Below are 14,327 nucleotides of genomic sequence, written 5' to 3'. Positions count from 1 at the left end.
CGCGGCAGAAGCAGGCAATGGAATCGGCAGGGGATCCGCGTCCATCGACGCTATCCAGGCGGCCAGGCACAACACCGCCGTGGCGATGAAGCCCGCGCCGAACAGGATGATCGCCGGCAGGCGCCGCACGACGCGGGCCGAGAGCAGGGGCGTCGGCGATTGCTCCGACCATTCGCGCAGCATCGAGGCGGTGTCCACGATCCTGGCCGGCGCGTCGGCATCCTGCGTCGCACGCCGGTCCGAGTCGTAGCGGCTGCGGCGCTCCGGCGTGCGTATGGAATTCCAGGCACGGTTGATGCGATCAACGAAGACGCCATGCATGCTTTCCGGATTGCGGTCCGGATGCAGCCACCGCACCAGCCAGCGGTAGTGGCTCTTGATCTGGGCAGCATCGGCGTCGGGGCGCACGCCCAGGGTGCGGTAGCTGTCCGCGCCGTCGAAGAAGAACAGGTTCTGCAGTAGCAATCCTGCCGCCGTGCTGAGATCGGCCTGGTCGAGCGAGGTGCTGGCGCTTGCGGCCGCGATGGCCTGTTCGTCACCGGCCGCGATCCGGATCACGTCCAGCACGCCGTCGGGCAGTTCGCGCGTGCGCAGAACGGCAGAGCGACCTGGCGAGCGGAATACGCCCAGCATCAGGTCGACGGCGTCGCTCACGGCGCAGCCCTGTCAGGAGCGGCCGATTCTCTTGGGGATCTTCTCTTCATAGGAATAATAGCCATAGCCGTAGCCTGGACCGTGCGAGCGCGGATCCAGCTTGGTCAGCACCACGCCGAGCACGCGGGCACGTGCCGACATCAGGCGCTTGAGCACGGCACGTCCATAGTCACGCCGAGTGTTTCCGGATTCGACCACCAGAATCGTGCCGCCGGACAAGTTGGCGAGGATGGCCGCGTCGGCAATACCCAGCACGGGTGGCCCATCGATGATGACCTGGTCGAAGGATGCCGCCGCGAGCTGGAGCAGGCTGACCATGCGCGGCCCGGCCAGCAATTCCGCCGGGTTGGGCGGGAGCGGCCCGGAGCACAGGCAGGTAAGGTTCTTCACACGTGTACGGCACAGATACCGCAGCGGGCGGCTGGCGCCGGAAAGATAGTTGCTGAGTCCGGCCTCGTTGGACACCGACAGGAGACGATGCAGGCTCGGGTTGCGCAAGTCCGCATCGATCAGCAATACGCGCTTGCCGAGTTGCGCAAAGTGCATCGAAAGCGTGAGCGCCGTGGTGCTCTTGCCTTCGCCGGGCGTGGAACTCGTGATGAACAGGGTCCGAGGCACACCGGCATCGGTGGAGAACTGCAGCGCCGTGCGCACCGAGCGATAGGATTCGGAGAACACCGAACGCGGATTTTTCAGTTCCGCCAGCGGCGAGCTGTTGTTGATGCGGGGGATCACCCCAAGCACCGCAAGCCCGAGCTGGCGCTCCACGTCTTCCGGGATTTTGACGGTATCGTCGAGGCGCTCGATCATCAGCGCGAGCAGCACACCCGCCGCCAGCCCCACCAGCAGACCGAGGGTCAGGTTGCGTGTCAGGTTGGGGCTGTAGCGGCCGCGCGGCGCACGCGCGCGGTCCACTACGGAAATGTTGTTAGCACCGATGCCGCCGGCGACGCCGATTTCCTTGTAGCGTTGCAGCAGGCCGTCATACAGCTGGCGATTGGTGTCCACTTCCCGCTTTAGGATGTTGTACTTGATGCTGCGTCCCTGCAGGTCGAGGATCTGCAGCTTCAATTGCGACAGGCGCGCAGCGAGCATGGTTTCCGTATTCCGGGCGCTCTCATACTCCGCCTTGACCGACTGCTTGATGCGATTGATCTCGCCGCTCAATTGCTGGTCTACCTCGTCGATCTGCCCCTGGATCTGCATCATGGTCGGGTAGTCGGGCTTGAAGATGCGCAGCTTGTCCTGGTACTGGCTCATGAGTTCGGTGCGGCGGTTCTTGAGCTGGCCGACGATGGCGCTGAGCAGTACTTCCGGCAGTGCATCCGGCGAGGTCTGCTGGGTCCGTTGAAGCTTGGCTTCCGCCTCGATGCGCAGCCGCTGGGACGCCGCCAGGCTTTCGTTGATACGCTGCATCTCCTGCGCCGCGGGGGACTGCTGCTCGTCGACGGTGACGATGCCTTCCTGCTGGGCGAACTCGACGAGTTCCGTCTCCGAAGCCTCCAGTCGCAATTTGAGCTGTTGCAGGCGATCTTCCAGATACTGCTTGGCATAAGCCGAAGCATCGAAGCGCCGGTCGATGTTGGACGCGATGAACGTGTCGGCGATAGCGTTGGCCATCGTGGCCGAGAAGGCGGGTTGCAGACTGTCGAAATGCACACGCACCAGGCGCGAGTTGCGCACGGGTTCCACGCGCATGTTCTGCTGTACGAAGGCCGCCAGCCTGTCCTTGTCGAGCGGCACGTCGGCCGCAGCCCGGGCGGGCTGTCCGCGAAGCATGCCTGTCAGGCGCGACACCGGGCCCGGGGCCAGGCTTTCCCGCACCGACGGCGACACGCTCTCCGGCAACTTAGCCGCTACCCGCTCGGCAAGCGCGCGGGTCTTCAGCAGTTCGTACTGCGTCTGGTAGTAATCGCGACCCAGGCCCTCGCCGGGCGTGACATCGTCCGCCTGGACCACCTTGATCGTCTCGAGGTCGATCTGCAGCGTCGCCGTGGCGCGGTAGACCGACGGGGTGATCATGGTCGCCACCAGCACGACCAGAAGGACCGTGGCCAGTACCGATATCACCAGCCATTTGCGCTTGAGCAGCACATGCCAGTAGGTCAGCAGGCTGGTCTCGGCCACGTCGGGCTCGCCCACATCGCGTACGACGGCGGTCAATGGATGAAGCGGTGCGGGCGAAGGCGGCAAGGCCGCTGGCGCCGGCACGAGCGGGGATGACCGCCGGGCGATGCCACCGGGAGTGTTGCCGGCTTGCGGATTGTTCATGAGTGCCTCACCCCTTCCCGGCCGCAGCGCGCTGACGTGTCTCGTTCACGCGCATGCCGCTCAAAATGGCCGGAACAACGCAAACACGGGAATGGACTCGACAAAGCGGCGCAGCGCCGTTCGCGGACCGGACTGATCCACCACGACGATGTCGTCACCGTAGATCAGCGGATCCTCCATCCTGCCCCCGCGGATCGCCGCAATATCAAAAACCGCCACATTTTTCTGCCCGCCGATCACGCGGAAAATCACGATGCCCTGCGGATTGGCCAAGGGGTCCAGCCCCTCTGACATCGCCAGCGCCTGCAGCAGGCTGGTTTTTCCGGTCAGCGCGTAGATACCCGGCTTGCGTACAGCGCCTTCGACGGTGACGCGCTGGCTGGTGAACTCCTTGACGAAAATGCTGACCTGCGGGTTCTGCATGTATTTTTGTGCAAGACGCGCGGCGATTTCCCGCTCAAGTTCGCTGACCGTCATGCCGCCAGCGGAAATCTCGCCGACCAGGGGCAACGAGATCTTCCCCTGCGTGTTGACTCGCAGGGTGCGCGCCAGCTCTTCCACCTGGAATACATTGATCTCGAGCAGATCGTTGGCGCCGATGCGGTACTCGGAAGCGGCCTTGTATTCGCCTTGTGCATTTATCGTATCCGGGGGCGGCATGGTGCCGACACCCGTGTTGAGTACGGGTCTCGCCTCGTGCGGGCGCACGTTCGGGCTGCCGCAGCCGCCCAGCGTGCACGCGCTGACGAGCATGAACAGGATGCCGGACCAGTTTCGCCACGATGGACGCATCCATCTCATCAACGCCATGGCAGCATCTCCTGCATTCGCTGCCAGCGGCTCTGCGTACGGGCCGGAACTTGCGGCATCGGCACCTCGGAAGGCGACAGGTTCATGAGTATCGCGCGGGGCCGCCCGAACACCAGCATCGCGGCCTGAGTCTCGCCGATGCGCCGGGCCGCCAGATCACGACCTTCGGCAAGGCACGGCGGTCGCTTGCGAATGCCGTGTGAATCAGTGGCCAGCAGGTGGACCAATCCTTCGGTCAACAGACGTTCTCCCCAGTAGCGCGGCCGTTTGCCGAAGCGGCCCGCCAGGGACCCGGACGTGACCTGCATCCACACGCCACGCTGCACGAGCCGCTGCATGACTGAATAATGGGTCTCGATCCAGCTCAGGCGTTCCGGATGCGTAATGACCGGCACGTAGCCGGCCGTCATCAGTTCGAATATCGAGGCCTCGAATCGCGGCGGTGCCACATGGTGGGGCGGCTCGAGCAGGAGATAGCGGGAATCGTTGAGCGTCGGCACGCTGCCGTCACGCAGTCTCGAAATCAGGCCGGGCACCAGATGGGTATCTGCGCCACAAACCAGTCGCAGGTCAATGTCGTGCTCGCTCAGCGCCTGCGCCAGTCGGCGTGTGGCCGCACGAATTCCGTCAGCCGTGTTTTCGTACAGTCCAGGATAGATGTGCGGCGTGCAGGCCGTCACGCGAATGCCGTCGGCGACCGCAGCGCGCGCCATCGCCAACGACGTCGCAAGATCGGCGGAACCATCGTCGATGCCCGGCAACAGGTGGCAGTGCAGATCAATCATGCGGATCCTGAGGCACGGACACGGACCTCGCGCGGTGCGGATAAGCATGCGGCTTGCGCCACAACTGGGCCACGGCGTGTTCGCGCCTGCCACTCCACAGGAAGTGTATGACTATGAACAGCAGGAAGACGAGCACCAGCGGCAGCTCCGGCCACCCCGCGCTGAGCCACAGCTTGGCGGCGCTGCCCGCGGCAATCGACACCACCGCCGTGAGCGCGACGATGCGTTGCGGAGCGTAACCGGCATCGCGCAGCAGGTGATGTATATGGTTGCAATCGGCCTCGAACGGCGAGCGTCCGGCGAGCAGCCGCCGGAATATCAGTACCACGCAATCGATCAGCGGAATGGCGATGACCCAGGGCGCCAGGATGCCTGCGGCGCGGAGTCCGGGGATCCTGGCCAGCTCAAACGCCCCCCAGACGACTGTGAGGCCGAGCAGTGCGCTGCCCGAATTACCCAGGAAAATGCGCGCCGCCTGCTGGCCTCTGAAACGTAGGTTGAGCAGCAGAAATCCGCCGACGCAACCCAGCATCAGCAATAGCTGGCCTGCCAGGCTTGGATCGCCGGCCTGGGCGGCTTCAATGACAAAAAAGGCCAGCGCGATTCCCACCAACGTGCCGGACAATCCATCCGAACCGTCGATCATGTTCACCGCATTGATCACGCCGATCGTCGCAAAGATGCTGAAAGGCAGAGCCCAGGCTCCCAGTTCCAGCAAATTCCCCACGCTGCGTGCATACGTATCACCCAGAAACAGGATTACCGCCGCGAGCGCCTGGAAGAACAGGCGCAGCCGCCAGGGCAGGTTGCGTAGGTCGTCCAGCACGCCGACACCGATGAGCATGGCACCCGCGGCCAGATACGCAAGAAAGCTCATGGATACCGAACTGGCCCCAGCCAATCCGACGACGGCGATCCCAAGCCAGATGGCGATGCCGCCGACGACCGGGGTAGGCGCGCTGTGATCGTGACGTCCCGAGGGCCTGTCCACGAGGCAATACCGGTGGGCCCAGGGCATCAGCAAGCGGGCGATCACCGCCGTCGCCAGGACTCCCGCGAGAGCCAAAATCCATGCAATCAACGTCATGGGACACTCCCTCCGGCGCCATGCCGCATCGCCGCGCTACCGCACTGGACAGTTAAATTAGCACAACTATATATTTCCACGTAAAGAAATATGGTGCTCCGCATCGTAGTGACTTTCTCAGCCGGCGATGTGCATTCGCCGTGACGAATCTCACTGTTCGGAGATGCGGGGCATTGCGCGTTTCGCGGCAGCGCAGCAGGAACCGGTGGCTTGATGCAAGTCTTCGCTGCATGACGCTCGCGTCACTGCGCGGCACGCGTCGCAGCGGACTGGACAGGAGGACGATGGGAACGGTGGAAACTGCCGCTTCTTCCGGTGTGGCAAACCGGATTCGCTCCATACGAACGCATGCAAGGCGCTCCAGGACGGGGATGTGCTTCGGTGGGCAATCCGCGCCTGCATGGGATGGAGGCCGGCAACTACCCAGAAAGGGCCGGCAGAGCACAGCCGCCGGAAATCCGCTGGTACCATCCTTGTCTAGGCGGGACACCGGCAGATCATCGAGTCAGCGGTGCGGGAAGCCGTCGTGGATAACCCTTCGAGCTGAATCGACCGACAGCATCGCAAGGTCAGGCCGGTGGCACCCAGTGCGAGCCAGGTATATCCGCGCGAAACGGCACAACCGCCGCAATTCAAAGAAATTCCACTACGTGGCGTGACGATCGGACAACGCACCCGGGTGTGCGGGGCGCCGGCCACGGCGTGCCGCTGCAGCGGCGCCGATCCAACCGGGACCGTGGCACGATCTATCATGCCGCGATCAAACTACGTATACGCTCGCGCCCTCAGGGCGCAGCGCACTCAGGGGCCATCATGAACGTGCGATCCGTGCCGGCGATTCGCCTGGCTGTGTTTATCCTGCTGGCCGCTACCGCGGCAGGCGCCGCCGAACCGACCCTGGTGACGATCGTCGCCAGCGGCCCGAACCCCAGTGAATTCGGCCAGGGCCTCGCAGTCAGGGCGATGGTGTCCTCGGCCGCGCCGGGCACTCCGGGCGGGACTCTGACCATCGGCGACGGCGTCGACACCTGCACCGCCAGCCTGCCGCAGACGAGCTGTCTGTATAGGCCCACGACCTCCGGCGACAAGACCCTGACGGCGAGCTATTCGGGCGATGCGAATTTCGCTGCCAGCACCTCGCCCGGCGTGGCGCACCACGTCGCCGCCGAAACGTATCCGCGCCGCGTCTCGCTGGCGACGGCCGAGCTCAATGTCGGCACGCCGCCTGGCGTCACCAGCGCGCGTTCCGCCTCGGCCGACCTGCGCTACATCGCGTTCACGTCGACGGCAAGCGGCTTCATCGCCGGCGATACCGGCTTCAGCGACGATGTATTCGTGCTCGATCGCCAGAGCGGCAGCGTCGAGACCGCGAGCAGGGGACTGGGCGGCGCGCACAGCAACGGCGAAAGCAACCAGGAGCGCATATCCGCCGATGGCCGTTTCGTCACTTTCGTATCGAGCGCGAGCAATCTCGTCGCTGGCGACACGAACAACAGCGACGACGTGTTCCGGTATGACCGCCACAGCGGCAGTGTCGACCTCGTGAGCGTGGGCTTGGCCAACGCGCCGGCAAATGCCAGCAGCGTCGAGCCGGTGATTTCCGGTGACGGCCGCTACGTCGCGTTCGCCTCGTACGCAACCAATCTCGTCACTCCGGCGCCCGCCTACCCGGCCCATATCTTCGTACGCGACATGTTGCTCGGCCAGACCCGCCTCGCCAGCGTCGATTCCGACGGCGTCCCGGGCGATGCCCCGTCGAACCGACCCGCGCTGTCCACCGACGGACGCTATGTAGGCTTCGAATCGTCTTCGACCAACCTCGTTGCCGGCGATACCAACGGAACGACCGACCTGTTCGTCCACGCGCTGCAGACCGGCGTCACCGAGCGCGTGAGCGTCAGCAGCAGCGGCACGCAGGCCAACGCCGACAGCACCCACGTGACTTTTTCTTCCGATGGCGCATTTGTCGCGTTTGCTTCGTACGCTGGAAATCTGGTTCCGAACGACACCACCGGCTACGACGTGTTCGTGCGCAACCAGGCGACCGGCAACCTCGTGCGCGCCAGCGTCACGCCCTCGGGTGCCGGCGGCAACGGCTACAGCTACTGGCCTAGCCTGTCGGCCGACGGCCGCGTGGTCGTGTTCGCCTCGAAGGCGAACAACCTCGTCGACGGTGATGGCAACAGCGATCTCGACGTCTTCCGCCGCGACCTGCAGAGCGGGGTCACGACGCGAGTCAGCGTGTCGTCGTCCGGTGTCGGATCCGATGCCGACTCCACGCGTCCCTTCATCTCCCCCGACGGCCGCTACGTGCTGTTCAATTCGGAGGCGTGGAACCTCGATGTGGCGGACCTGAACAATGAAGCCGACCCCTTCCTGCACGACACGCAGAACGCGACGACACAGGCCGCCGTGCGTATCGCCTACGGCACGCAAGGTGCCGGACCCAGCCGGATGGCGCGCATCGACACCACGCCACAGGGCCGCTTCGTGAGCTTCGCCTCGCGCGCCAGCAATCTCGTGCCCGGCGACATCACACCGCTGTACGACGTTTTCCTGAGCAACCTCGACACCGGCGTGACGCAGCGCATCAACGTGACTGCCGACGGCGGCCAGGCCAACAGCGACGGCTATCGCCCGCGCCTGTCGGCGGACGGCCGCTACGTCGGGTTCGATTCCTATGCGACCAATCTCGCCGGCAATGCCGGCGGTGCGTTCGCGCTCGACGCGTTCCTGCGCAACCGCCAGACCGGCACGACGGAACTGGTCAGCGTAAGCAGCAGCGGACAGACCGGCAACAGCCACAGCACCTCATCGCAACCCTCGGCCGATGGCCGTTTCGTAGCGTTCCAGTCGATGGCCAGCAACCTCGCCACCGGCGACAGCAACGGCGTCTACGACATCTTCCTGCGCGACCGCCAGCTGCAGACCACGCAGCGCCTCAGCGTGTCGACGGCGGGCGCGCAGGGCAATGCGAACAGCCTGGGTCCGTCGATGAGCAATGACGCAACCGTCGTCGCTTTCAACTCGCAGGCGTCCACCCTCGTCGCCGGCGACACGAATGCGGTGGAAGACGTGTTCCTGCGTGACGTGGCCGCCGCGACGACGACACTCGTCAGCAAGTCGCCCGCCGGCGCGCCCGGCAACGGCGTGAGCAACGGCGTGGAAATCTCGCCCGACGGCCGCTATCTCGTGTTCCAGTCGGCGGCAAGCAACCTCGTTGCCGGCGACACCAACGGCGTCGCCGACGTCTTCGTCCATGACCTCAGCGCAGCGGTCATGAGCCGCGTCAGCGTATCCTCGGCCGGCACCCAGGGTGACGGCGCCAGCGGCGCCGCCGCGATCTCGACCGATGGCCGCTACGTCGTCTTCAGTTCGGCTGCGACCACGCTCGTCGCCGGCGACAGCAACGGCATGCCCGACACCTTCGTGCACGACCGCCAGACCGGCCGGACGGCGCGGCTCAGCGTCAGCGCCGCAGGTATCGAAGGCAACGGCGTCAGCGACGAGCCGGAAATCGATACCGACGGCCGCACCATCACCTTCTACTCCGACGCCGACAACCTCGTCACCGGCGACAGCAACGGCACGAGCGACGTGTTCCTCGCGCGCAATCCGCTGTTCCTCGAAGCGACGACGACGCAGATCATCGACGTGCTTCCGGCGGGCAGCGTGGTCGGCCAGCCCTACAGCGTCGGCGTGGCCGTAAGCAGCGGCATCGACGTGCCGGCCGGCAGCGTCGGCGTCGGCGACGGAAACACCGGCAGCTGCACGGCGGTGCTCGCCAATGGCACCGGCGCGTGCGCGCTCGCCTCGTCCAGCGCCGGCACACTGACATTGAGCGCGACCTACGCCGGCGGCGCTGGCCATGCGGGCAGCACAGCGTCGCGGACGTATGTCGTAGCGGCGGCATCCACGTCGCTGTCGCTGTCGGCGCCGGCTTCCGCCGTGTCCGGCCAGCCGGTCACGCTGACGGGAATCATCGGCGTCGACGCCCCCGGCGCAGGCACGCCGACCGGCACGGTGGAGTTCCTCGACGGCGGCAGCGTCATTGCCAGCGCGTCGGCAAGCGGCGGTAGCGCGAACGCAGCGGTCACGCTGAACAGCGGCACACATGCGCTCTCGGCACGCTACCTCGGCAACCCCAACTACCTCGCCAGCGCCGTGCCGCCACAGGACGTTTTCGTGCAGCCGGCCGTCGCGCTGCAGGTCACCCTGGACGACAGTCGCGGCTTCGTCGCTGGCGGCAGTGTGCACACGTATACACTGGTCGTGCGTAACAGCGGTCCCGATGCAGCCGACGGTGCCGTGGTTCGTAACGTGCTGCCGACGAACCTCGTCGATGTCAGTTTCACTTGCAGCGTCAACGGCGCGAGCTGCGGCTTCGGCGGCGGCGCGATCATCGAGACGGTGAACCTGCCGCCGAACAGCGAGCGCACCTATGTGATCACCGGCACGGTCGCGCGCGAACCGGAACTGGCGCTGGTCCACAGCGCCACGGTGGAGGCGCCGGCCAACGTCGTGGAAATCGACAGCGCCGACAACAGCACGAGCGATGCGACGGACGTCGGTGTTTTCGCCGACGGGTTTGAGGCGCTGCCGGCCGGCGGATAACGCGCGACAGGCGGCCGATCCGGGCACTGGCAAGCAGCTTCGCGGTATCGCGGGGAGCCGTCCGAACCCCGCGGTGCGCGATCCGGCGGCTCGCCCCGAAACCGCGATGTGAGCCGCCAATCCATTGATTATGAATGATATTTTTGTGAGTCCGCGGCTCGCCGGGAGAGTACGGCGCGCGGCAGGAAAAATATTTCGGAAGGCGTGATCCCTGACCGCACCCGGCTGCGTACGTCTGGGCAAGCCCGAACCGAGGAAGACGACGATGAAGACCCAAGTCCTGCTCTCTGCCCTGCTGCTGGCCCTGAGCGCGACCGCCGCGCACGCGCAGTCGGCCCCCGGCTCCGCCGATCCCGAATACACCTATCGCGTCACGGTCAATGCCGCCGGCGCCTACCGCGTCACCGTGACGAGCTTCAACGGACCGTTCCATTACCGCGACGTGCCGCTGCTGCCGCAAAATTGCAGCGGTAACGCCGGCAGCCCCGTGACGGGCGCCGCCGAGATGCTGCTGTTCGTGCAGCCCTCCGGCCCGATCCACGCCGAGTTCCACGTGCCCATGACTGGCGGCGGCAGTGGCTGCGAAATCGCCGGCGAGTTCGACCTCAAGGCACTCGACCGCCCACCGTCCACCAGCCAGGTCGATCCGGAAATGCCAGGGCAGGGCCAGAAGCCGCGCATGAAGGAACTGCCCGACGGCATCAACGACTTGCGTGCCGCCGATCCGGTGCAGATCGGCCGCAACTTCATCAACTGGGGCGACGTCACCAGCCTGCCCGCTCGGCAAGCCACCTTCCGGCGCAACGGCGTGTGCTACTTCCCCTACCGCTACATCACCCTGAATGCCGGTCCGGGCACTGCCGAAGGCACGTCCAACAGCCTGCGCCGCAACACCATCAACGGACAACTGCTGGCGTTCGACGACCTGCCAGCATTGTCGCCAATGACCGCCACGACGGTGAATGGCCTGATCGGATTGCCCTCGGGTTGGTCGACGATCGTGCTCGAAGCCGACGCGCCGGAATATCTGGCCGAAAGCAGCGAGTTCAACAATGTGCGCAGCGTCGTCGTCAACGTGCAAGGCAGCTGCTACTGAGCGACGCAGCGCCGTCGTAGCCGATCGGACCGATCCATCGGACACGCCGATGCCCCTCTCCCCGACCGGCTCGAGGGAGAGGGCGTCTGCGGGTCCGACGCCTGATTGAATATCTTTCGAGCACTTCAACAGCGGCGCCGCACAACACGTACTGAATCCCATTCCCCTGTTCCCCCGGGGCCGACAGTATTCGGTTGTTTTCGGTCGAGCCCGACCTCACGCGCTATCGCAAACCGCTGATCTTCGCCTGCACTTTCCGGGTGCGCTCATCGTCTGCGCCGTAGGCCGCGACGTTCAGGGCGAGTGCGCGCTGTAGCAGTGCTTCGGCTTCGGCAGCCTGCTGCGGCCGGCGCAATGCCTTGCCCAGCTCGAGCAGGACAGGAGAAAGATTCACATCGTCGGGCTTGAGCCGCGCCTCGTAGTTCCGCAGCGCCTCGCGCAACACCGCTTCGGCTTCCGGCAGGCGGTCCTGCTTGACCAGCACGCCGCCGAGGGACAGCAGGTCCGTACCGACGACGGCATGCCCTTCGCCATACTGCACGCGCTGCGCGGCCAGTGCCTCGCGATACTGCGCCTCGGCGGCGGCGAGCTGTCCGCGCGTCTCCAGCACGCTGCCGAGGTTGTATACCGCGGTCGAACGCCACGGATGCTTGCGGTCGTACAGCGCCAGCGCCTGGCGATAGTAGTTTTCGGCGCTGTCGATCTTGCCCGCGCCCTCGGCGACCCAGCCCAGGTCGCTGAGGTTCATCGCCACCATCGCGTCCTTTTCACCGAGGTGGCGGCGGCGGATGTCCAGCGCCTTGAGCAGCAGCGCTTCGGCCTCGTCGTTCTTGTCCTGCACCTTGAGCGCACGCGCGAGGTTGTTCATGATCGCCGCAGCGAACGGATGATCCGCACCGCGCGTCTGCACCATGCCGGCCAGCGCTTCGCGGTAGTGCGCTTCGGCCTCGCCAAAACGTCCAAGGTTGCGCTCCACGGCGGCGAGACTGGACAGGTCCGTCGCGATATGCGGATGCCCGGCCGGCAGCAGGGCGCGATGGATCTCCAGCGCCTGGTGCAGCAGCGGTTCCGCTCCGGCATAGTCGCCAAGCGAGCGCAGCGCCATGCCGAGGCGGCCGAGGCTGTCGGCCACGTCGATATCGCGAGCGCCCAGAAGGCGACGGCGCATCATCAGCGACTCGCGGAACAGCACTTCGGCGGCTTTGTAGTCAGCGCGTTCGTAGGCGAGCTGGCCGCGATCGCGCAGCGTCGTGGCGACCTCGGGGCTATCACCGTCGTGGCCCTCGCGGTACAACGCCTCGGCCTGCCGCAGCAGCTGTTCGGCCTCGTCGAACTGGTCCTGCTCGCCGAGCTGCACGCCGAGCGCTCGCAGCGCCGCGGCGCGCACCCCGGCGGGGAATTCCGGATGCGCCTGCACGAGATCGCGCGCACGTATGAGCAGGCGGTGCGCCTCATCGTACTGACCAAGCTGGTAGTAGGTCGCGCCGACCGTGGTCAGCAGTTCCGTCTGCACCTCGGGCTGACCGGCAAGCTCGTCCTCGATCGAACGCCAGCCCGCATCGAGCAGTTCGCGCGCGGTCAGCTCCTTGCCCAGGCTGTGAGTCGGATCCGCGCCTTCGAACAGACGCAGGATCAGCGACTTGACGCGGTCGGCCTTGCGCGCCTCGGCCTGCGCGATGTCGCGCTGCTGCGCGATCGCGCGCGCCTGCAGGCTGACGGTCAGCGCGTAAGCTGCGGTCAGCAGGAAGATCACCGAGGCGGCCGCGACGGCCCAGGCATGCCGGCGCACGAAGCGCGTCGTGCGATAGGTCCAGGTTTCCGGCCGCGCGCGCACCGGCATGTGGTGCTGCCAGCGATGCAGGTCTTCGATGAGGTCGCGCACGGTCGCGTAGCGTCGCAGGGCTTCCTTGCGCAGCGCCTTCATGACGATGAGATCGAGATCCCCGCGCAGACGCCGCGCGAGCGCGGCCGGAGCGAGGCCGCCGATGCGCGCCGCCGTCGGCGGCGGCGCGGCCGCGGCGCTGGCGCTGGGCAGCAGCGGATCGTCGCGGCAGACGGTGCGCTCGAGCGAGGCCTGGGTCACGTCGGCGGGCTGCTGCGCATGCTGGCCGGTGACGAGTTCGTACAGCAGCAGGCCAAGCTGGTAGATGTCCGACGGCATGCCCGCGGCCCGGCCGAGCACCTGCTCCGGCGTCGCGTAGTCGGGCGTGAACAGGCGCGTGGCCGTGCGCTCGGCGTGCTCCGGCGAATCGTCGGCGTCGAGCACCTTGCCGATGCCGAAATCGAGCAGCTTGACCGTGCCGTCCGCGGTCACGGCGATGTTCGACGGTTTGAGATCGCGATGCACGACGCGGCGCGCATGGGCGTGATCGACCGCTTCGGCGACCTGAATGAACAGCGCCAGGCGCGCGTCGAGATCGAGCTGGCGTTCGTCGCACCAGGCATCGATACGCAGGCCGTCGACGAACTCCATGACGAGGTACGGATGCCCTGCCGCCGACTCGCCGCCGTCGAGCAGGTGCGCGATGCCCGAATGGTTGAGCGTGGCGAGGATCTGCCGTTCCTGGCTGAAGCGGGCCAGGAAATCCGGCGCGGCGTAGTCGCTGCGGATCAGCTTCAATGCCGCTTTCTGCACAAATACACCATCTTCACGCGCGACTTCGTAGACGCTGCCCATGCCGCCGCGGCCGACCTGGCGCAGCAGCCGCCACATGCCGATGCGCTGGCCGCTGTGCTCATCGATCGCCGTGGCGTGCTCACTCAGCGCGGCCATCGCCGCATCGCGGTCGGACTTGCCGGTCTGCAGCAGGCCGACCGGCCGCTCGGCGAGATCGAGCAGATGCAGCAGGCGTGCATGGCTGGCCGGTTCAGACTCGCGCAGCTCGGCCAGAAATTCCTCGCGCTCCTCGCCTTCGAGCATGAGTACGCGCAGCAGCAGGCCGTCGAGTCTGGCGTCGTGAGTGCTGTAGCCGCTCATCGCGCGGCCCGCCGCAGCGGGCCGTGCGGCGCG

General features: G+C 66.2%; 8 protein-coding genes. 2 read left to right on the top strand and 6 right to left on the bottom strand.

The features are described 5' to 3' along the window. The 5 genes from RUU78_RS22225 to RUU78_RS22205 form a co-directional block, all read right to left on the bottom strand. A partial coding sequence (locus RUU78_RS22225) for a J domain-containing protein (RefSeq protein ID WP_313919947.1) occupies window positions 1-654 on the bottom strand: 654 nt, incomplete at its 3' end. Window positions 655-666: 12 nt separating this feature from the next. Then, window positions 667-2,925, bottom strand: a complete 2,259-nt coding sequence (locus RUU78_RS22220; protein WP_313919946.1) for a polysaccharide biosynthesis tyrosine autokinase — start codon at window positions 2,923-2,925, stop codon at window positions 667-669. 60 nt (window positions 2,926-2,985) lie between these two features. Continuing rightward, window positions 2,986-3,735: a polysaccharide biosynthesis/export family protein gene (locus tag RUU78_RS22215; protein WP_313919945.1), complete on the bottom strand. Its 750-nt coding sequence runs from the start codon at window positions 3,733-3,735 to the stop codon at window positions 2,986-2,988. Beyond that, complete coding sequence (locus RUU78_RS22210; protein WP_313919944.1) at window positions 3,726-4,520, bottom strand: CpsB/CapC family capsule biosynthesis tyrosine phosphatase; 795 nt, start codon at window positions 4,518-4,520, stop codon at window positions 3,726-3,728. Before RUU78_RS22210 ends, RUU78_RS22215 begins: the two co-directional genes overlap by 10 nt. Then, on the bottom strand, window positions 4,513-5,607 hold the full coding sequence (locus RUU78_RS22205) for an MraY family glycosyltransferase (RefSeq protein WP_313919943.1): 1,095 nt from the start codon (window positions 5,605-5,607) through the stop codon (window positions 4,513-4,515). The genes RUU78_RS22210 and RUU78_RS22205 overlap by 8 nt, the downstream gene beginning before the upstream one ends. 813 nt (window positions 5,608-6,420) lie before the next feature. Between RUU78_RS22205 and RUU78_RS22200 the strand changes: the two genes are divergently transcribed. Next, a complete protein-coding gene (locus RUU78_RS22200; protein WP_313919942.1) occupies window positions 6,421-10,221 on the top strand; it encodes an Ig-like domain repeat protein in 3,801 nt (1,266 codons plus the stop codon). Between the two features lie 265 nt (window positions 10,222-10,486). Continuing rightward, window positions 10,487-11,317 (top strand): hypothetical protein, encoded by an 831-nt coding sequence (locus RUU78_RS22195; protein ID WP_313919941.1) that lies wholly within the window; start codon window positions 10,487-10,489, stop codon window positions 11,315-11,317. A 223-nt stretch (window positions 11,318-11,540) separates the two neighbouring features. Here RUU78_RS22195 and RUU78_RS22190 read toward each other — a convergent pair whose 3' ends face one another. Further along, a complete protein-coding gene (locus tag RUU78_RS22190; RefSeq protein WP_313919940.1) occupies window positions 11,541-14,294 on the bottom strand; it encodes a serine/threonine-protein kinase in 2,754 nt (917 codons plus the stop codon). Between the last annotated feature and the right edge of the window lie 33 nt (window positions 14,295-14,327).

Source organism: Tahibacter sp., from assembly GCF_032229445.1.
Classification (GTDB): domain Bacteria; phylum Pseudomonadota; class Gammaproteobacteria; order Xanthomonadales; family Rhodanobacteraceae; genus Tahibacter.
This window is presented reverse-complemented; position numbering and strand designations above follow the sequence as displayed.

Bases quoted from the DNA above. Each gene is read 5' to 3' on its own strand.
- RUU78_RS22215 (WP_313919945.1), bottom strand. From the start codon at position 3,735: ATGGCGTTGATGAGATGGATGCGTCCATCGTGGCGAAACTGGTCCGGC.
- RUU78_RS22190 (WP_313919940.1), bottom strand. From the start codon at position 14,294: ATGAGCGGCTACAGCACTCACGACGCCAGACTCGACGGCCTGCTGCTG.
- RUU78_RS22205 (WP_313919943.1), bottom strand. From the start codon at position 5,607: ATGACGTTGATTGCATGGATTTTGGCTCTCGCGGGAGTCCTGGCGACG.
- RUU78_RS22220 (WP_313919946.1), bottom strand. From the start codon at position 2,925: ATGAACAATCCGCAAGCCGGCAACACTCCCGGTGGCATCGCCCGGCGG.
- RUU78_RS22195 (WP_313919941.1), top strand. From the start codon at position 10,487: ATGAAGACCCAAGTCCTGCTCTCTGCCCTGCTGCTGGCCCTGAGCGCG.
- RUU78_RS22210 (WP_313919944.1), bottom strand. From the start codon at position 4,520: ATGATTGATCTGCACTGCCACCTGTTGCCGGGCATCGACGATGGTTCC.
- RUU78_RS22200 (WP_313919942.1), top strand. From the start codon at position 6,421: ATGAACGTGCGATCCGTGCCGGCGATTCGCCTGGCTGTGTTTATCCTG.